Origin of the sequence: Mesorhizobium sp. B2-3-6 (assembly GCF_006442305.1) — a bacterium.
Taxonomy (GTDB): domain Bacteria; phylum Pseudomonadota; class Alphaproteobacteria; order Rhizobiales; family Rhizobiaceae; genus Mesorhizobium.
On the sequence record NZ_VFVW01000001.1, the window covers coordinates 762,549 to 780,004 of the forward strand.

The 17,456-nt window shown below is 63.8% G+C and carries 18 protein-coding genes, 1 tRNA gene and 1 pseudogene; 11 read left to right on the forward strand and 9 right to left on the reverse strand.

What is annotated here, in order from left to right; genetic code table 11:
* Positions 1 to 13: 13 nt before the first annotated feature.
* Together FJ953_RS03705 and FJ953_RS03710 are read left to right on the forward strand one after the other, a co-directional pair.
* The gene (locus FJ953_RS03705) at positions 14 to 1,933 is read left to right on the forward strand and encodes a potassium transporter Kup (protein WP_140495382.1); all 1,920 of its coding nucleotides are present in this window, start codon (positions 14 to 16) and stop codon (positions 1,931 to 1,933) included.
* Positions 1,934 to 1,973: 40 nt separating this feature from the next.
* Complete coding sequence (locus FJ953_RS03710; RefSeq protein ID WP_140623177.1) at positions 1,974 to 3,014, forward strand: aldehyde reductase; 1,041 nt, start codon at positions 1,974 to 1,976, stop codon at positions 3,012 to 3,014.
* Between the two features lie 39 nt (positions 3,015 to 3,053).
* Here FJ953_RS03710 and FJ953_RS03715 read toward each other — a convergent pair whose 3' ends face one another.
* Positions 3,054 to 3,947 carry an SDR family oxidoreductase gene (locus FJ953_RS03715; RefSeq protein WP_140564197.1) on the reverse strand — a complete coding sequence of 298 codons (894 nt, stop codon included), beginning with the start codon at positions 3,945 to 3,947 and terminating at the stop codon, positions 3,054 to 3,056.
* A gap of 134 nt (positions 3,948 to 4,081) precedes the next feature.
* Between FJ953_RS03715 and FJ953_RS03720 the strand changes: the two genes are divergently transcribed.
* Positions 4,082 to 4,492 carry a helix-turn-helix domain-containing protein gene (locus FJ953_RS03720; protein ID WP_140495388.1) on the forward strand — a complete coding sequence of 137 codons (411 nt, stop codon included), beginning with the start codon at positions 4,082 to 4,084 and terminating at the stop codon, positions 4,490 to 4,492.
* Between the two features lie 79 nt (positions 4,493 to 4,571).
* Here the strand turns inward: FJ953_RS03720 and FJ953_RS03725 are convergent, their stop codons facing one another.
* The gene (locus tag FJ953_RS03725) at positions 4,572 to 5,309 is read right to left on the reverse strand and encodes a glutathione S-transferase family protein (protein ID WP_140623179.1); all 738 of its coding nucleotides are present in this window, start codon (positions 5,307 to 5,309) and stop codon (positions 4,572 to 4,574) included.
* A 98-nt stretch (positions 5,310 to 5,407) separates the two neighbouring features.
* Between FJ953_RS03725 and FJ953_RS03730 the strand changes: the two genes are divergently transcribed.
* From FJ953_RS03730 to ilvC, 3 genes are all read left to right on the forward strand, one after another.
* Positions 5,408 to 5,866 carry a MarR family winged helix-turn-helix transcriptional regulator gene (locus FJ953_RS03730; RefSeq protein ID WP_140516702.1) on the forward strand — a complete coding sequence of 153 codons (459 nt, stop codon included), beginning with the start codon at positions 5,408 to 5,410 and terminating at the stop codon, positions 5,864 to 5,866.
* Between the two features lie 150 nt (positions 5,867 to 6,016).
* On the forward strand, positions 6,017 to 6,670 hold the full coding sequence (locus FJ953_RS03735) for a TetR/AcrR family transcriptional regulator (protein WP_140516455.1): 654 nt from the start codon (positions 6,017 to 6,019) through the stop codon (positions 6,668 to 6,670).
* 25 nt (positions 6,671 to 6,695) lie between these two features.
* Positions 6,696 to 7,715, forward strand: coding sequence for a ketol-acid reductoisomerase (gene ilvC, locus FJ953_RS03740; protein WP_140495398.1), 1,020 nt, complete (start codon positions 6,696 to 6,698; stop codon positions 7,713 to 7,715).
* A gap of 69 nt (positions 7,716 to 7,784) precedes the next feature.
* Here the strand turns inward: ilvC and FJ953_RS03745 are convergent, their stop codons facing one another.
* The gene (locus FJ953_RS03745; protein WP_140495400.1) at positions 7,785 to 8,354 is read right to left on the reverse strand and encodes a BA14K family protein; all 570 of its coding nucleotides are present in this window, start codon (positions 8,352 to 8,354) and stop codon (positions 7,785 to 7,787) included.
* Between the two features lie 188 nt (positions 8,355 to 8,542).
* On the opposite strand from FJ953_RS03745, the gene FJ953_RS03750 reads away from it, so the two are divergent.
* From FJ953_RS03750 to FJ953_RS03760, 3 genes and pseudogenes are all read left to right on the forward strand, one after another.
* Complete coding sequence (locus FJ953_RS03750; RefSeq protein WP_140564195.1) at positions 8,543 to 9,655, forward strand: endonuclease/exonuclease/phosphatase family protein; 1,113 nt, start codon at positions 8,543 to 8,545, stop codon at positions 9,653 to 9,655.
* 3 nt (positions 9,656 to 9,658) lie between these two features.
* On the forward strand, positions 9,659 to 10,375 hold the full coding sequence (locus FJ953_RS03755; protein ID WP_140495404.1) for a hypothetical protein: 717 nt from the start codon (positions 9,659 to 9,661) through the stop codon (positions 10,373 to 10,375).
* Positions 10,376 to 10,460: 85 nt separating this feature from the next.
* Positions 10,461 to 10,709: pseudogene (locus tag FJ953_RS03760) on the forward strand (PIN domain-containing protein); the annotation flags it as partial.
* A 24-nt stretch (positions 10,710 to 10,733) separates the two neighbouring features.
* Here FJ953_RS03760 and FJ953_RS03765 read toward each other — a convergent pair.
* The 3 genes from FJ953_RS03765 to FJ953_RS03775 are packed head-to-tail and all read right to left on the reverse strand — an operon-like array spanning position 10,734 to position 13,957.
* On the reverse strand, positions 10,734 to 11,951 hold the full coding sequence (locus FJ953_RS03765; RefSeq protein WP_140521160.1) for an ABC transporter permease: 1,218 nt from the start codon (positions 11,949 to 11,951) through the stop codon (positions 10,734 to 10,736).
* A gap of 1 nt (position 11,952) precedes the next feature.
* On the reverse strand, positions 11,953 to 12,660 hold the full coding sequence (locus tag FJ953_RS03770) for an ABC transporter ATP-binding protein (RefSeq protein ID WP_140516445.1): 708 nt from the start codon (positions 12,658 to 12,660) through the stop codon (positions 11,953 to 11,955).
* 4 nt (positions 12,661 to 12,664) lie between these two features.
* Complete coding sequence (locus FJ953_RS03775) at positions 12,665 to 13,957, reverse strand: efflux RND transporter periplasmic adaptor subunit (RefSeq protein ID WP_140623183.1); 1,293 nt, start codon at positions 13,955 to 13,957, stop codon at positions 12,665 to 12,667.
* Positions 13,958 to 14,087: 130 nt separating this feature from the next.
* Between FJ953_RS03775 and FJ953_RS03780 the strand changes: the two genes are divergently transcribed.
* Positions 14,088 to 15,020: a PhzF family phenazine biosynthesis protein gene (locus FJ953_RS03780; protein WP_140495414.1), complete on the forward strand. Its 933-nt coding sequence runs from the start codon at positions 14,088 to 14,090 to the stop codon at positions 15,018 to 15,020.
* Between the two features lie 107 nt (positions 15,021 to 15,127).
* A tRNA-Lys gene (locus FJ953_RS03785) sits at positions 15,128 to 15,203 on the forward strand.
* A gap of 137 nt (positions 15,204 to 15,340) precedes the next feature.
* Here the strand turns inward: FJ953_RS03785 and FJ953_RS03790 are convergent.
* The 3 genes from FJ953_RS03790 to cobS are packed head-to-tail and all read right to left on the reverse strand — an operon-like array spanning position 15,341 to position 17,455.
* Positions 15,341 to 15,604, reverse strand: a complete 264-nt coding sequence (locus FJ953_RS03790) for a hypothetical protein (RefSeq protein ID WP_140516441.1) — start codon at positions 15,602 to 15,604, stop codon at positions 15,341 to 15,343.
* 39 nt (positions 15,605 to 15,643) lie between these two features.
* Positions 15,644 to 16,654, reverse strand: a complete 1,011-nt coding sequence (gene cobT / locus FJ953_RS03795) for a nicotinate-nucleotide--dimethylbenzimidazole phosphoribosyltransferase (RefSeq protein ID WP_140516439.1) — start codon at positions 16,652 to 16,654, stop codon at positions 15,644 to 15,646.
* 24 nt (positions 16,655 to 16,678) lie between these two features.
* Entirely contained in the window at positions 16,679 to 17,455 is a 777-nt protein-coding gene (cobS, locus tag FJ953_RS03800) for an adenosylcobinamide-GDP ribazoletransferase (protein WP_140516437.1), read from the reverse strand.
* Between the last annotated feature and the right edge of the window lies 1 nt (position 17,456).

Below are 17,456 nucleotides of genomic sequence, written 5' to 3' on the forward strand. Positions count from 1 at the left end.
CGGAGTGTCGTTCATGGCCCTTGCCAACACTGGTAGTGAGGCAGAAACCGTCGAACAATCGAGCCATCCTGAAATCGAGCAGCACAGCACCAAGGTGTTGATGCTCGGCGCGCTCGGCGTTGTTTACGGCGATATCGGCACCAGCCCGATCTACGCGTTCCGCGAGGCGCTGGTGGCGTCGTCGGGCGGCGAAGTGGCCGACCGTGGCGACATTCTTGGCGTTCTCTCACTGATCATCTGGTCACTGACGATCATCGTCACCATCAAATACATCATGTTCGTGCTGCGCGCCAACAACCGCGGCGAAGGCGGCGTGCTGTCGTTGATGGCATTGGCGCGCGGCAGTTTCCCGAAGCGCTCGGCGATCATCCTGGGCATCGGTATCGTCGGCGCCTCGCTGTTCTTCGGCGACGCCGTCATAACCCCGGCAATTTCGGTGCTCTCGGCGGTCGAGGGCATGAATGTCGTCACGCCGACCTTCCAGCCTTATGTCGTGCCGCTGACACTGGTCATCCTGGCGGTTCTGTTTTCGGTGCAGCGCTTCGGCACCGGCGGCGTGGCGCTGATCTTCGGCCCGATCACCGCGGTCTGGTTCCTGGCTATCGGCCTGTCCGGCCTCAACCATATCATCGCCGATCCGGAAATCCTGTGGGCGATCAGCCCGCACTATATCGTCGCCTTCCTGATCAATTCGCCCGATGTCGCCTTCGTCACCATCGGCGCCATCTTCCTTGCGGTCACCGGCGCCGAAGCGCTCTATGCCGATCTCGGCCATTTCGGCCGCAAGCCGATCGTGCTCGCCTGGCTGGCGATCGTGTTCCCTTGCCTGCTGCTCAACTATGCCGGCCAGGGCGCCTTCGTGCTGGCCAAGAACGGCGTGGTCGGGCATCCCTTCTTCGAAATGAACGAAGGCTGGACGCTGATCCCGATGGTGGTGCTGGCGACCGCCGCGACGGTCATCGCCAGCCAGGCGGTGATTTCAGGCGCATTCTCGCTGACCAGGCAGGCGGTTCAGCTCAATATGCTGCCACGGCTGGAAATCCTGCACACGTCGGAAAAACAGTCCGGCCAGATCTACATGCCGCGCGTCAACCTGTTGTTGGCGCTGGTGGTGATGATGCTGGTGGTGGGCTTCGGCGAATCCAGCAGGCTGGCTTCGGCATACGGCATCTCGGTGACCGGCAACATGCTGGTGACCACGGTGCTGCTGTTTGTCGTCATGACCCGCATCTGGAAATGGCGGCTGTGGGTGGCGGTCGCGATGACAGCCTTGTTCGGTTTCATCGATGTCGGTTTCTTTGCTTCCAACATCGTCAAGGTGTTCGAAGGCGGCTGGGCCTCGCTGGCGGTGGCCTTCACCATCGTTCTGGCGATGTGGACCTGGGTGCGCGGCAGCCGTTATCTCTTCGACAAGACCCGCCGCAACGAGATCCCGCTCGATTTCCTGGCCGGCAATCTGTTGAAGAAGAAGCCGCAGCTGGTATCCGGCACCGCGGTGTTCCTGACCAGCGATCCGCTCAGCGCGCCGACCGCGCTGATGCACAGCCTGAAGCACTACAAGGTCCTGCACGAGCAGAATGTGATCCTCTCGGTGGTAACCGCGCCGCAGCCGGTGGTGCCTGACAGCGACCGGGTCAAGATGGAGACGGTCAACGAGCTGTTCATGCGGGTGACGCTGACCTTCGGCTATATGGAGCAGCCCAACATCCCGCGCGCGCTGGCGATCTGCCGCAAGCAAGGCTGGAAGTTCGACATCATGACGACGTCCTTCTTCCTGTCCCGGCGCTCGCTGAAAGCCTCGCCCAATTCCGGCATGCCGGTGTGGCAGGACCGGCTGTTCATCGGGCTGGCGCGCACGGCGGCCGACGCCACCGAATATTTCCAGATACCGACCGGCCGTGTGGTAGAGATCGGCACGCAGGTGGCGATCTGACTGTCTCGATCGCCTTGGGCTGACGCTTCGGGGGACGGGCATGAGCGGCGAATTGGTGCTTGTCACCGGCGGATCTGGCTTTCTCGGCGCCCGCTGTATCCTTGAACTGCTGAAGGCGGGCTACCGCGTGCGCACCACCGTGCGCTCGGCCGGGCGGCAAGCCGATGTCCTGGCCATGCTCAAGGCAGGTGGCGTCGAGCCGGATGACAGGCTCTCCTTTGCAATCGCCGATCTCATGAGCGATGCCGGCTGGCCGCTAGCCGCTGCAGGCTGCGACTATGTCCTGCATGTCGCCTCGCCGTTCCCGCCCGGCGTGCCCAAGCATGATGACGAGCTGATCATTCCGGCCCGTGAAGGCGCGTTGCGGGTGCTGCGGGCGGCACGAGATGCCGGCGTCAGACGCGTCGTGCTGACGTCCTCCTTCGCGGCTGTCGGCTACGGCAAGATGCCGCCCGACGGCCGTCCGTTCACCGAGGAGAACTGGACCGATCCGATGGGAAGGGTCAGCGCCTATGTGAAGTCGAAGACGCTCGCCGAGCGCGCGGCCTGGGATTTTATCGCCGCCGAGGGTGGCGGGTTGGAGCTTGCTGCCGTCAACCCCGTCGGCATCTTCGGGCCTGTGCTTGGCTCCGACCATTCGACCTCCACCGAATTTGTCCAACGCATGATGAATGGAGCCATGCCGGGGCTGCCGCGCCTGTCCTTCGGCGCCGTCGATGCACGCGACGTGGCGGACCTGCATGTCCGCGCCATGACCGATCCAGCTGCCAATGGCGAGCGCTTCCTGGCGGTGGCCGGCGATTTCATGACCGTGCGGGAAATCGCGCAAACCTTGAGAAAGCGGCTCGGCAACGCGGCGAAGCGCGTTTCGACCAGAGAGCTTCCCGATTGGCTGGTGCGCATGGTGGGACTGTTCAATCCGGAAGTCGCGCAGCTCGTGCCTGAGCTGGGCAAGGTCAAGAATGCCACCAATGCCAAGGCGGTTCGCATGCTCGGCTGGAAGCCGCGTTCGCGCGAAGACGCGCTGGCTGCGACCGGAGAGAGCCTTATTCGGCACGGCCTGATCAAAACATCGAAGTAGGGGCGGAAAGTCGAGAACAGACTTCCCGCCGCGTGGATTTCAACCTGCCAGGGCAGCCTTGTTCGCCTCGAGGAATTGTCTCAACGTCCTTGGCGTCCTGCCGGAAAGCATCTCGATCGCGTCCGTCACCATGGCGATGCGGCCGGCACGCGTGTTGACGTCGAAGGAAACGATGACGCCGGCAAAATCCTCGGGAACGCCTGATGCCTTTACCCCTTCCGTCAGGACATCATCCGAAACCTGCATGACATCGAGCGGCTTGCCGGTGACTTCGCTGACGAGGGCGGCGATCTCGGCCGTCGTGTACGCTTGCGGGCCAGTCAGCGTGTACGTTTTGCTGTCGGTCGAGCCGGAAGCGACACCGGCGGCGATCGCCGCTGCCATGTCGTCGCGTGCGCCATGGGCGATGCGGCCTTCGCCGGCGGACGTGTACCAGTGCCCCGAGGCGATCGCGTGCGGCAGCGCCATGAACAGGTTCTCCTGGTACCAGCCGTTGCGGAAGATCGTGTAGGGGATGCCGCTCGCCTTGATTGCCTGCTCGGTGCTGTAGTGGTCACCGGCAAACAGGACCGGCGACACCGGTTCCGGGTTGGGCATCGAGGTGTAGAGCAAGTGCGAAACGCCGGCGTTTTTGGCCGCCGCGACTGCATTCTCGTGCTGCTTCAGGCGCTTGCCGCTTTTGAGATCGAGATCGCCGGTCGAAATGATCAGCGCCTTGTCGGCACCCTTGAACGCGGTTTCCAGCGAAGCGGAGTCGTTGAAGTCTGCGGCCCTGACAACGACGCCGCGCACCGCCAAATCTGCCAGGCTTTCGGGATTGCGCGTGGTGGCGATGATCTTTGCAGGCGGAGTTTTATGCGCGTCCAGGAGATAGCGGATGACGCCGCGGCCAAGCTGGCCGGAGGCGCCGGTGACGAGAAGGGTTTCGGTCATCGGAGATCCTGATTTGTGCCGAAGCGGTGGGTGCTCTAGTGGTCTCAGAAAGAGACTAGCACTAAAATAGGAATTGACCTGCCACCGTAAAGGAGGCAGTTTTTCGGGAGGTAGGCACATCCAGGGAACCAGCGATGGACGGCAAGGTCACCAATCTGAAATCGAAGCTGGAGACCTACAAAGCGATGAGCGGGGGCGGTAATTTTGCCGACTGTCCGGTTCGCAATGTCATCCAGGGCGTCAGCGGCAAATGGAGATCGCTGCTGGTGATGGCGCTGGCTGAAAGGCCGTATCGCTTCGGTGAGTTGCGGCGGCTGGTGCCCGACATTTCGCAGCGCATGCTGACCCAGACACTGCATGATTTGCAGCGCGACGGCTATGTGCATCGTGAAGTGTTCCCGACCAAACCACCGAGCGTTGAATACAGCCTGACCGATCTCGGGCGCTCGATGTTCGGCGCCTTTCATCAACTGATCCTATGGGCCGAACTCAACCATGATGCGGTGCGCGAAGCGCGTGCGGATTTTGATGCCGCCCAGGCATAAGCCGCGGGGTGGCGCCGCGACGCCGCGCATTCGCCGCAGTTCCTCGCCTCAATGGTGGCCGGCACGGTGGTCCATCCGTTCAGGCGAACTGGGCTGGCGGAAGCGCGCTGGCCGGATCGTTCTTGCGAATGACCGTCGAAAGATACGATCCCTTCGCCCGCAGGAAGGCATGCAGGCGCAGTGGATAGTCCTGCGCCACGGCATGCTTGACGGACGGGCGTCCACTCAATGCCTGGCGCCAGGCCTGGACGAGCGGTTTGCCGTCCAGAATGCCGAAATCGCCGATCCGGTCGAAGGTATCGATGTAGCGGAAGACAGGGCCGTAGACTGCGTCGACGAGCGAAAAGCGCCCGCCTTCGAACCATTGTCCAGTCCGGCCGGCTTCGCCCGCCAATTCGGTCTCCACACGATCGAACATTTCCGACAGCGTCCGAGACTCGGCAAGGAATCCTGCCTCGGTCGACGCCGAATAGAACCGGCCGACGGCGTTGAGGATGGCTGAGCCGTACTCGATCCAGGCACGATGCCGGGCACGGGCATAGGGGTCGGCGGGGTGGAGAGGATTGGCCTCAGTTTCTTCGAGGAATTCGAGGATGACGGCGGATTCGAAGATCACCGTTTCATCGTTCCCCCGCTGCACGCGCAGCAGCGGCACCTTGCCGAGCGGCGAGATCGCCTTGAACCAGTCCGGCTTGTTGGCGAGGTCGATGTCGACGCGCTCGAACGGCACGCCTTTCTCGGCCAGCGAGATCGCCGCACGCTGGACATAGGGGCAAAGGGGATGGCTGACGAGAATGAGGGTGTTGGCATGTTTCATCGGATTTGCCTCTCGATCGATGCATTCGCATCTATCTAGATGCAAATGCATTTATCGTCAAGCTTGATGCAATTGCATCTATCTCTTATGGTGCCGTCATGATCGAGACAGCCATGCCTTCGCCGGAGGCCATCAAGACCTGGGCACGCCTGATGCGGGTATCGCGCCAACTGGTGGAACGTGCCGAAGACGCGCTGAAGGAAGGCGGCCTGCCGCCGCTTGCCTGGTATGACGTGCTGCACGAACTCGCTGAGGCGGGCGAGGGCGGCTTGCGGCCGTTCCAACTGATCGAACGAACCCTGTTCGCGCAGTACAATATTTCGCGGCTGCTGGCCCGACTTGAAGCCGATGGGTTTGTCGAGAAGCTTCCGGTGGCTGATGACGGCCGCGGCCAAACCGTCCGCATCACGGCCAAGGGACGAGAGACGCGCCGCCGTATGTGGGCCGTCTATGGCAGGTCGATCGCGGAGCTGGTTGGCGACAAGCTCTCGCCGCAAGAACTGAACACGGTATCGGCCTTGCTCGGGCGGTTGCGCGATCCGCCAGCCGGCGACTGAACATACGCGTTGCGCGGCTGCGGGGACACGGGAAAGACATTTCGTCATTTTGGCCTTGCGCCGATCTTCGGATTGCGCAATATGCCGAACCGTAACGTACGGTACTGAGCTCGGGCGATCTACAGCTCTACCATCAAACGGGAACAGAGCGTGTTGCAGGCAAATGCCGATATCGACAACGGCGAAGCGCTGACGGAGCGTCAGAAGGCGGTCCTGGATGCAGCGCTCCGCCTGCTGGTCGAAGAGGGCGACAATCTGACCATGACCGCAGTGGCGCGGCGGGCGAGCTGCTCCAAGGAAACGCTCTACAAATGGTTCGGCGACCGCGACGGACTGCTGACGGCGACGGTGCAATGGCAGGCCTCGAAGGTGCGGGTGACGGCGGTCGACGGCAGGGGGCTCGACCTTGCGTCGTTGGCCGCGAGCCTGGAGCGATTTGCTTCCGACTGGCTGAAGGTCATTTCCAGCGACACTTCGATCGCACTCAACCGGGTGGCGGTCGGCCATGCCGGTTCGGGCAAGGATGATCTTGGCGCGGTGGTGCTGGAGAACGGGCGCTTTGCCCTCGCCAAGCGCCTGAAGCCGGTGCTGGAGGCCGGCCGCCAGGCCGGGCTGCTCGATTTCTCGGACGCCGAGACGGCGTTCCGTACGTTTTTCGGGCTGGTCGCCCGCGACGTGCAGATCCGTCTCTTGCTTGGCGACCGGCTGGAATTGACTGAGGCGGCGATCGGCGGTGATGCCGTCCGCGCGACGCAGCAGTTTCTCGCTCTTTTCGGAGCAAAAACCGGGCCGCAAGGCCTCTGATCTTCAAACGGGAAGGAAGACAAAAATGCGCGTCTATTACGATCGTGATGCCGATCTCAACCTGATCAAGGGCAAGAAGGTCGCCATCATCGGCTATGGCAGCCAGGGCCGGGCGCATGCGCTCAACCTCAAGGATTCCGGCGCCAAGGAGATCGCCATCGGCCTCAAGGCCGGATCGGCGACCGCCAAGAAGGTCGAGGCCGACGGGCTCAAGGTGATGAGCGTGGCCGACGCCGCCAAATGGGCCGACCTGATGATGATGGCGACGCCCGACGAATTGCAGGCCGACATCTACAAAAACGAGATCGCGCCGAACATCCGCGACGGCGCGGCAATCGCCTTCGCGCATGGCCTCAACGTGCATTTCGGCCTGATCGAGCCGAAGTCGACGGTCGACGTCGTCATGATCGCGCCGAAGGGGCCCGGCCATACGGTGCGCGGCGAATACCAGAAGGGCGGCGGCGTGCCGTGCCTGGTCGCCGTCAACCAGGATGCTTCGGGCAACGCACTCGACCTCGCGCTCTCCTACGCCTGCGGCGTCGGCGGCGGCCGTTCGGGTATCATCGAGACCAATTTCCGCGAGGAATGCGAGACCGATCTGTTCGGCGAGCAGGTCGTGCTGTGCGGCGGCCTGGTGGAGTTGATCCGCGCCGGGTTCGAGACGCTGGTGGAAGCCGGCTATGCGCCCGAAATGGCCTATTTCGAGTGCCTGCACGAGGTCAAGCTGATCGTCGACCTGATCTATGAAGGCGGCATCGCCAACATGAATTACTCGATCTCGAACACCGCCGAATGGGGCGAATATGTCTCGGGGCCGCGCATCATCACCGCAGAGACAAAGGCCGAGATGAAGCGGGTGCTGAAGGATATCCAGACCGGCAAGTTCACCTCGGAGTGGATGCAGGAATACCGTGCCGGCCTGTCGCGTTTCAAGGGCATCCGCCGCAACAACGACAGCCATCAGATCGAGGAAGTCGGCGCCAAGCTGCGCGCGATGATGCCGTGGATCTCCAAGAACAAGCTGGTCGACAAGGCGAAGAACTGAGCGATCCACGCTCCAAAAGAAACGGCGCCGCGCGGCGCCGTTTTTTATTGCAGGATTGTGCGGCCTGGCTCAGCGATAGGGCGAGTAGCACTGCTGGCGTGGGCCGTTATAGGGCTGGAAGGTGTTGTCGTAAGCGCGATACGAGCGGTATCTGTTGTAGCACCACCGGACATGGGCGCTCGACAGCCGGCCGGCGCGATAGTAGCGGCGCGGCGGTGCATCGTAGTAATTGTAGTTGTTGTACATGCTGCCGAGGCCGAGCCCCAAGCCAAGCCCCAGGATCGCGGCGCCGGCGCTGTCATCATAGTAGCGGCCGCGATAATGGTGGCGGCGCCAACGCCAATCATCGCCGCCGTTCCAGTGACGACCGCTCCAGTGACGGCCGCCCCAATCGCCGCGGTTCCAATTGCCGTGGTTCCACCCGCCCGACCGGCGCCATCTCCAGTCGTTGTTGAAGCTCCGGTTGTTGCCGCCGGCCCAGCTGTCACGCACAGGCGTGACCGTCGGCGCCGCGGTGCTGGCTGGGATCGACAGCTCCGGCTGAAGGATTGGTCCGGCAGCGGATGGTGCCGTGATGCCGGAGAAGATACCGAGCGCTATCAGCCCGGATTTGACTGTGGAAGAAAAGAGCGCGTTCATTGCACTTCTCCAAGAGAACAGGCCCCACGCCGACCCTGGGATGGGCCCACTGTGGGTCTTTGCGTCTGAACGGCGGATGAACGGAAAGGTTCCCTCAACCATGGCGCGAGGCGCGCCAGGATCAATCGATTCCAGCTGGTGGTTGCCCGGCCTTGTTTTCTGCCGCGCTTGCGGGCAAAGGTCATGATATGTCGCTGCGTCTTGCAACCTTCAATGTCGAGAACCTGATGAACAGGTTCGATTTCTCCGGATACCGCAACCAGCTCAACGAGGACCGGACGCTGGCTCTCTTCGATATCCAGAGCGAGGCCGAGTACAAGATGCTGGAGCAGGCCCGCGCCATCGCGCAGTCGGACGACATGCGGCAGCTGACGGCGCTGGCCATAGCGGCCACGCGCGCGGATATCATCTGCATGCAGGAGGTCGACAATATCGAAGCCCTCAAGGCGTTCGAATATGGCTATCTTTTCAAGATGGTGGGGCAGGGCTACCGCCAGAAGTACACCGCTGCCGGCAATGATTCGCGCGGCATCGACGTCGCCGTGATGATGCGCAGCGAGACCGCGCAGGGCCAGCCCATCGAATTCGTGCGCATGACCAGCCACGCCTATGTGACCTATGAACAGTTCGGGCTGCACACGCCGGAGCTGGCGGCGCTCGGCAACCAGCCCAATGAACGTATCTTCCGGCGCGACTGCCTGGAAGTGGACATTACCGTGGGCGGCTCGCCGCTGACGCTCTATCTCGTGCACTTCAAGTCGATGGGCTCGCCCCGCAACGGGCTCGACGGGCGTGAAGCGACGATGCCGATCCGCATCGCGGAGGCGCAGGCGGTGCGCCGGATCATCGAGGAGCGCTTCGGGGCGGATCATGCAGCCGACAAGCGCTGGGCGATCTGCGGCGACATGAACGATTACCGCCAGCGCGTGAAGATCGCCGGCGACGAATTCGACGGCTATCGTTTCGAGGTGGTCGACGAGAACCTGTCCTGCATCAACGTGCTGACGGCCGGCGGTTTTTGCGAAAACGTGGTCGAGAGGCGGCCGGAAATGAACCGCTGGACCTTCTACCACACGCGTGGGCCGCAAGAGCGGCATTTGTGCCAGCTCGATTATATCCTGCTGTCCAAGGGATTGGCGGCTAAGAACGCCACCGCCGTCCCGGACATCATCCGCAACGGCCAGCCCTGGCGCACGATCTTTCCTGCCGGCCAGGAAGTGGAGCGCTTTCCGCGCGCCGGCTGGGACCGGCCGAAGGCATCGGACCATTGTCCGGTGGCGATCACGCTGGACATGGCCTGAACCGTGAGCTTCGACCTGCCGCGCAATGTCATTTTGCCGGTCGACGCCGTCGATGTCAGGCTCGACCCCGGCCCGCATCCTTTCGCGCTGGACAATGCCGAGGCGATCGCCGCGAACTGGCAGCACGAGATCGCGGCCAACCCCGCGCTGTTCGACGGTCCCGTGGTGCTGCTCTCGCGACTTGCCTGGCGCGACAATCGCCTCGTCGGCCGGTGCCACGCGGTCAACTACTCCACCTTCATGCTCTGGCGGAAGCGGCGCGAGAATTCGGGCGCCGAGCACGCCTATGCCCATGCCATGCTCGTGGCCGGCGACAATGCGCTGGTGGCGATTCGCATGGCCGCCCACACCGTTACTGCCGGCCGCGTCTATTTCGCCGCCGGTTCCTTCGAACCGGCCGATTTTCGCGATGGCCTCGTCGATGTCGATTTCAATATGATCCGCGAGGTGCGGGAAGAAACCGGCCTCGACATTTCAGGCGCCGCACGCGGCCTGCATTACCATGCCCTGTCGACGGAAAGCGGCACGGTGATCTTCCGCCGATACCGGGTTCCCGAGCCCGCCGAGGAGATCGCGCGGCGCATCTCGGCCTTCGTCGCAACCGAGGCCGAACCGGAGATCGTCGGTCCGGTCATCATCCGCCACGCCGCCGACCTGCCGCACGGGCTGATGCCGCACATGAAGCCGCTGATCGAGTGGCATTTTGCGAACGCGGACTAAACCTTACCTTCCGTGCTGATCGCCAATGCCGGCATACGAAGGTCTGAGTGGCTGCCTGCAACCCCAAACATCGGGTGCGTGCGCGGACAATCGTCTCGATCGGGATGTGTTGCCACTGTTTGCAGGCCGCATTCTGCCTTTCGACCTCGACGCGTCGCGCGCCTATGCCGACCTCATGGTAAAGGCGAGAGCCTCAGGCAAGGCGATCGGCAATGCGGATGCCTACATCGCGGCCACGGCCGCAGCAAACGGTCTTACGGTCGCCACCCGCGACACCAGTCCATTCGCGGCCGCCGGATTGAATACGATTAATCCCTGGGAAACAGCGTCGTAGCCGCGCCTTTGCTTTCCAATCGCCTTATTCATGCCGCAGCGCGTCGATCGGGTCGAGCCTGGCGCCGCGCAGCGCCGGGAAGAAGCCGAAGACCATGCCGATCAGCGCGGAAAAGCCGACGGCGAGCAGGATGACTGCCGGGCTCGGCGCAAAGGGAATGGCCAGCGTCGCCGAGGCGAGACCGGCCAGCGAGAGCCCGATCAGGATGCCGATGATGCCGCCGAGCAGCGACAGCACCGTCGCCTCGACCAGGAACTGGATGAGGATGTGCTTTTCATGCGCGCCGATGGCGAGCCTGATGCCGATCTCGCGGGTGCGCTCGGTGACCGACACCAGCATGATGTTCATGATGCCGATGCCGCCGACCAGCAGGCTGACGCCGGCGACCGCGCCCAGCATGCCGGTCATGGTGGTGGTGGCGCTGGCCATGGCATCGGCGATCTGGGTCATGTCGCGGATCGCGAAATCGCTTTCGCGGTCGGGCGTGAGGCGTCTGGCGTCGCGCAGAATATCCTCGACGCGCGGCTGCAGCTCGCTGGTCGGGGTGCGGTCGTCGGCGGCGACGTAGATGTTGTCGATGTTGCGGTTGCCCGCAATGCGCCGCTGATAGGCATGCAGCGGCATCAACACGACATTGTCCTGGTCCTGGCCGAAGCCGGTATAGCCCTTCGGCTCGAGCAGGCCGATGATCTTGCAGGAGGTGCGGTTGACGCGGATGATTTCGCCCTCCGGGTCGCCGGCACCGAAGAACTGCTGGCGCACCGTCTCGCCGATCAGGCATACGCCGGTGCCCGAGCGGGTCTCGGACTCGCTGAACGAACGGCCTGAGACCAGTTTCCAGTCGCGAGCATCGAGATAGGCACTGTCGGTGCCGGTGACGCCGGAGGTCAGGCTCTCGGTACCGAAGATGACGCGGACCTGCTTCTGCGAGGCCGGCGAAATGGCCCGTGCGCCTGTCAGATGGGCAATGAGCGCGGCAAGATCCTTTTCGGTGAGCGGACGGACGACCTGGTCGAGCCCGCCCGGGCCGCCGGGACCGGCCGGGCGGCCGGAGCGCACAACCAGAAGATTGCTGCCGAGCTTGGCGATGTCGTCCTTGACCTTGGCGGTGGTGCCGGCGCCAATGGTGAGCATGGCGATGACCGCGGCGACGCCGATGACGATGCCGAGCAAGGTCAGGAACGAGCGCAGCATGTTGCGGCGGATCGAGCGCAAGGAGAGGCGGACGGTTTCCCAGAGCATGTCAGGCCACCTCGACGGTCATGGTGTCGGAGGCGACATGGCCGTCGAGGAAGCGCACCGTGCGCTCGGCATATTCGGCGACGTCGGCCTCGTGGGTGACCATGGTGATGGTCAGGCCAAGCTCCTTGTTCAGTTGCGTCAGCAACTCCATGATCTCGTGCGTGCGGGCAGTGTCGAGATTGCCGGTCGGTTCGTCGGCGACGAGCAGCGTCGGCCTCGTGACAATGGCGCGCGCGATCGCCACGCGCTGTTGCTGGCCGCCGGAAAGCTCGGCCGGAGTGTGATGCTCGCGACCGACAAGGCCGACTTGCGCCAGCGCCTGCATGGCAAGATCGCGGCGCTCGCGGCTGGCCACGCCGCGATAGATCAGCGGCAGTTCGACATTTTCCGCCGCCGTGGTGCGCGCCAGCAGATTATAGCCCTGGAAGACGAAGCCGACATAGAGGTTGCGCAGCATGGCGCGGCGGTTGCGGTCGAGCCGGCCAGCATCGACGCCCATGAAGGAATAGGTGCCGGCGGTCGGCGTGTCGAGGCAGCCGATGATGTTCATCGCCGTCGATTTGCCGGAGCCGGACGGGCCCATGATGGCGACGAATTCGCCGCGCCGGATCGCCAGGTCGACGCCGGCCAGCGCGTGTACCTTGGCTTCGCCATGGCCGTAGCTCTTCCAGACCTTGTCGAAGGTGATGAGGGGGGCGCCCATCGCCACGAAGTCAGCTCCGCTGCTGCGAGGCCGTGATGACCTGCGCCCCCTCTGACAGGCCCGAGGTGATCTCGGTCAGCTCGCCGTCGGTCGAGCCGATCCTGACGTTGACCGGATGCGGACGGCCTTTCTCCAGCACGTAGAGCATGCGTGAGCCGTCGGTCGGCGGCGCTGCCGCCTGGCGCTGGCGATTGCCGCCGGGACGTCCCATGCGGCCGGTGAACAGGTCGCTCAGGCTCCAGCCGCGGGCGGCCTGCTGCGCAGGACGATAGCGGAAGGCGGAGGAGGGGACGGTCAGCACGTCCTTAGCCTGCCGGGTGACGACCGAAACAGTGGCGGTCATGCCGGGGCGCAGCAACAGCTCGTTGTTGTCGACCTCGAGCCGCGCATTGTAGGTGACGACGCCGTCGGTGGTGACCGAGGCGTAGGAGATGTCGCGGATCTCGGCGTCGAACGGCCGCTCCGGGAAGGCGTCCACGGTGAAGCGGGCATGCTGGCCCGGCTTCACCGCGCCGATATCGGCTTCGTCGACCGCCGCCACCAGTTCCATGTTCCTGAGATCGGCGGCGATGATGAACAGCACCGGCGCCTGCAAGGAGGAGGCGACCGTCTGGCCGGGGTCGACAGAGCGCGTCAGCACGATGCCGTCGATCGGCGCATAGATGGTGCTGTTGGCAAGGTCGGTCTGCTGCGATTTCAGGTCGGCGTTGGCGATGGCGAGATTGGCCTCGGCGCTATCGAGCGCTGCCTTCGAACGGTCGCGGGTCGCGGTCGCCGCTTCGAGCGACTGGTCGGTGGCCATGCCGCGCTTGGTGAGGGCGGCGGCGCGCACGAGCGCGCTTTCATTCTCGGCCAGCGTCACGGTGGCGTCCGCGACATTGGCGGCGGCCGCCTTGGCGGATGCCTCGGCGCGTTCGATCTGCACCTGCAGCTTGGCGGTGTCGAGCGCGGCCAGCACATCGCCCTTCTTGACCTGCTGGTTCTCGTTGACCGAGACTGAACGGATGATGCCCGAGAGCTGGCTGGAAATGTCGACCTGGGTGAGGGGCTGCAAGGTGCCGGTCGCCGAAACCTCGACAGTGAGGTCGACCTTGGCGGCGGGCGCCGTCGTATAGTCGATCTTGACCGGCGAGCCGGCATACCACTGGTAGCCGGCAAAAGCCGCGACAAGGACGATCAGCGCCAGCAGCGCATAGAGCCAGCCGCGGCGGCGATTCTTGCGCCGCCCCGTCTGGTCGAGCCCGAGCGCGGTCTCGATGGCGGAATCCGATTCCGTCTTTGGCAGATTGACAATCTGGTCCACGCCGGACCCCCTGAAGCGCAATAAGTCCCTATGAGTGCACAGATCAGTGCTAATGGTTCGAATATCAAATTAAATTTCGCTCATGTTGGGATTGAGGCAGAAATTCGGATCAAAGCGGAAGGTTTCCTCCATGAGACGCGATTACTTGCTTTACGATGTGTTTACGACCGATCGGCTGGCCGGCAACCCGCTGGCGGTGGTGTTGGACAGCGGCGGACTGGACACGGCTGCGATGCAGGCCATCGCACGAGAGTTCAACCTGTCGGAATCGGTGTTCGTGCTGCCGCCGGACAATCCCAAGCACCGCGCCCGTATCCGCATCTTCACGCCCGATTATGAAATGCCTTTCGCCGGCCACCCGACCGTGGGCTCGGCGATCGCGCTGGCCGAACTGGCCGATATCGCGCTCGCTGAAATGGCCGACAATGACGGCGCTGCGAGCATTTTCGTGCTGGAGGAAAACATCGGCCCGGTGCGCTGTGCCGTCAGCAAGCACGATGGCGCCACCTTCGCCGAATTCGACCTGGCGAAGCTGCCGGAGCCGCTGAAGCTCGAAGCCGACCCGGTGGCGATCGGCGCCGCCCTTGGCCTGGCGCCGCACGAGATCGGTTTCGAGAATCACCGCGTCGCGTTCTGGTCAGCCGGCGTGCCCTATGTGACCATACCGGTGGCCAATCTGGAGGCGGCCGGCCGGATCCGGCTCGACAACCAGGCCTGGTCGGAACTGGCGCCCCGCAAGAGCGAATGGGCCTTTGCCAGTCCCTATGTCTATTGCCGAGAGACGGTGAACCACGAGAGCGCCTTCCATGTGCGCATGATCGTGCCCGGCACGCCTTCCTACGAGGACCCGGCGACCGGCTCGGCGGCGGCGGCTTTCGCCGGCGCCGTCATGCATTTCGACGCTCCGACGGATGGCGTTTCGCAGCTGTGGATCGAACAGGGGCTGGAGATGGGGCGGCCCTCGCGTATCCGCCTGGAACTAAGTGTACAGGGCGGAAAACTGGTCTCGGCGCGCATCGGTGGCAACGCGGTCAAGGTGGCGGAAGGCAAGCTGTTCGTCTGACCATCTGCGTCACTTCGGCGATTTGTCGGGAAATGATTCCGGCAGGGCTGGACAGGACCGGCATCGGCGGCTATATGCCCGCCAACGCCGGTTTTTGCCGGTCGAGTGGGTGCGTAGCTCAGTTGGTAGAGCAGCTGACTCTTAATCAGCGGGTCCACAGTTCAATCCTGTGCGCACCCACCAAATTCTTCAAAGACTTGGTGGAAAGACCCTGAATAGGCCGGTTCAATTGCCGCGCTCGTTCATCAGTGTTTGGCTGCCTTCGCAACCCGGCCGCCGTTGGCCAGGTGAGACGCGGGACTTTGCAGCTTGGTCAAAGACTACGATTGGCCACGCCGAAAAACGCGGCTCAGAAACCTGCCGAACCGAAAAGCCATGCCGTTGTCCGCGCTCCGACCGTCGTCGGCATCAATGGCGGCCTTTCCGCCTGAGAAATCGCTGATGAGCCACCAGAAGAAAACCAGAAAAACAACGAGAATTGCGGTGTCGATCGGGCCGTAAGTTGAATATCCACTGTGCCGAAGCACACCAGCAAGCAGCACGGCGATAGTCATAGCAGCGGCAGCCGGGTGAAGCTTTTTCATCCACCAGATCTATTCGAGAATCGCTACAACCGGAAGATGTTACTTCTCCGACACGCCGGCCTCGGCAAAGCTCGCCATCCTCGCATGGCACTCCAGCGCCGAGCGGACGATGTTGACGGCGAGGCAAGCGCCGGAGCCTTCGCCGAGCCGCATGCCGAGGTCGAGCAGCGGCGGCAGGTCGAGCGCTTCGAGCAGGCCGCGGTGACCCGATTCAGCCGAGACGTGGGCGGCGATCGTATGAGCAAGGCCTGTGGAGTGCAGCTTTGCCAAAGGTGCTGCGGCTGCGGTGCAGACGAAGCCGTCAAGTAGCACCGGTATGCCCATGTGACGGGCGGCAAGCGTGGCGCCGAAGATGGCGGCGAGTTCGCGGCCGCCGAGCGCCATGGCAATCCCCAGTGGATCGGCAAGAACAGCGGCATGGCGCTCCAGGCCCGATTCGATGGCGACCACCTTGCGCTCGAGGCCGGCATCGTCGACGCCGGTGCCGCGTCCGGTCCATTTTTCGGCACCGCCGCCGAACAGCGCCGCCGAGATCGCGGCGGCCGGCGTGGTGTTGCCGATACCCATCTCGCCGAAGCAGACGAGATCGAGATCATCAGTCACCGCATCGTAGCCGGCCGAGACGGCGGCAAGAAATGCCTTGTCGTCCATCGCCGGCGTTTGCGTGAAATCGCCGGTCGGATGGTCAAGATCGAGCGGAATGACATCGAGTTCGGCGCCTGCGATGCGGGCGAGCTGGTTGATGGCCGCACCGCCGCCGGCGAAATTCGCCACCATCTGCACCGTGACTTCCGAAGGATAGGCCGACACGCCTTGGGCGGTAACGCCGTGGTTGCCGGCGAAGACGAAAACTTTCACCCGCTCGAGCCTAGGCATGTCGCGGCCCTGCCAGCGCGCCAGCCACGCGGCGATGGACTCAAGCCGGCCGAGGCTGCCCTGCGGCTTGGTCAACGTGTCCTGGCGGCGAGCGACCGCGCTCGCGGCGGCGTCATCGCCATCAGGCAGGTCGAGGCAAGCAGCGCGCAGTTCATCTAGGGATTTGAAAGCCATCGAAGGAAATTCTCCGAAACAGAGTCAGGAAAGGGCTACGGAAGCGACGAGCAGCACCGCGATTTCGCTCACCTGTTGCATAGCGCCGATCGTGTCGCCGGTCTGGCCACCGATCTGGTTGAGGCAAAGCGCGTGGAAGGCGGCAAACAGCAGTCCGAGCAGGATAAGCGCCGCGATGGCGCCGCCAAGCCCGAGCAGGAGGAGCGGGATGGCGCCGAGCACGGCGCCGGCGAGGGCAATTTCCCGCGAGACGGTGCCGGCGCCGGCCGAGAGGCCATCGTCGCGCGCCGGGGGCAAGAGATGCATGAAGGTGCCGAATACGCCGCGCGAGGCCGCATGGGCGGCCAGGAGCGCGAAGAGAGCTTGTGTGGGATCGACGAATTCCGACAGCGCGCTCCAGCGGATGAGCAGCGACAGCGCCAGCGCCATGGCGCCGTAGGCGCCGATTCGGCTGTCGCGCATGATCTCCAGCTTTCGACCGCGCGTGTTGCCGCCGCCAAAACCGTCGGCGACATCGGACAGCCCGTCCTCGTGCAGGCAGCCGGTGGTGACCGCGGTTGCAACCAGGGCAAGGGCTGCCGCCGACCCGATGGCAAGGCCAAACCGTTCCGCCGTGGCAAAGACGATGGCGCCGATCAGGCCGACGACGAGGCCGGCGACCGGGGCGGCCCAGATCGCGGCGGCAAGGCTGCGGCCGCGAAAGTCGATGACGGGCAAGGGCAGCCTGGTGAAGAAGACCAGGCAGAGGGCAACATCGCTGGGGATTTGCCGGGGCGAAAGGGTGACCTTCGGGAACTTCATG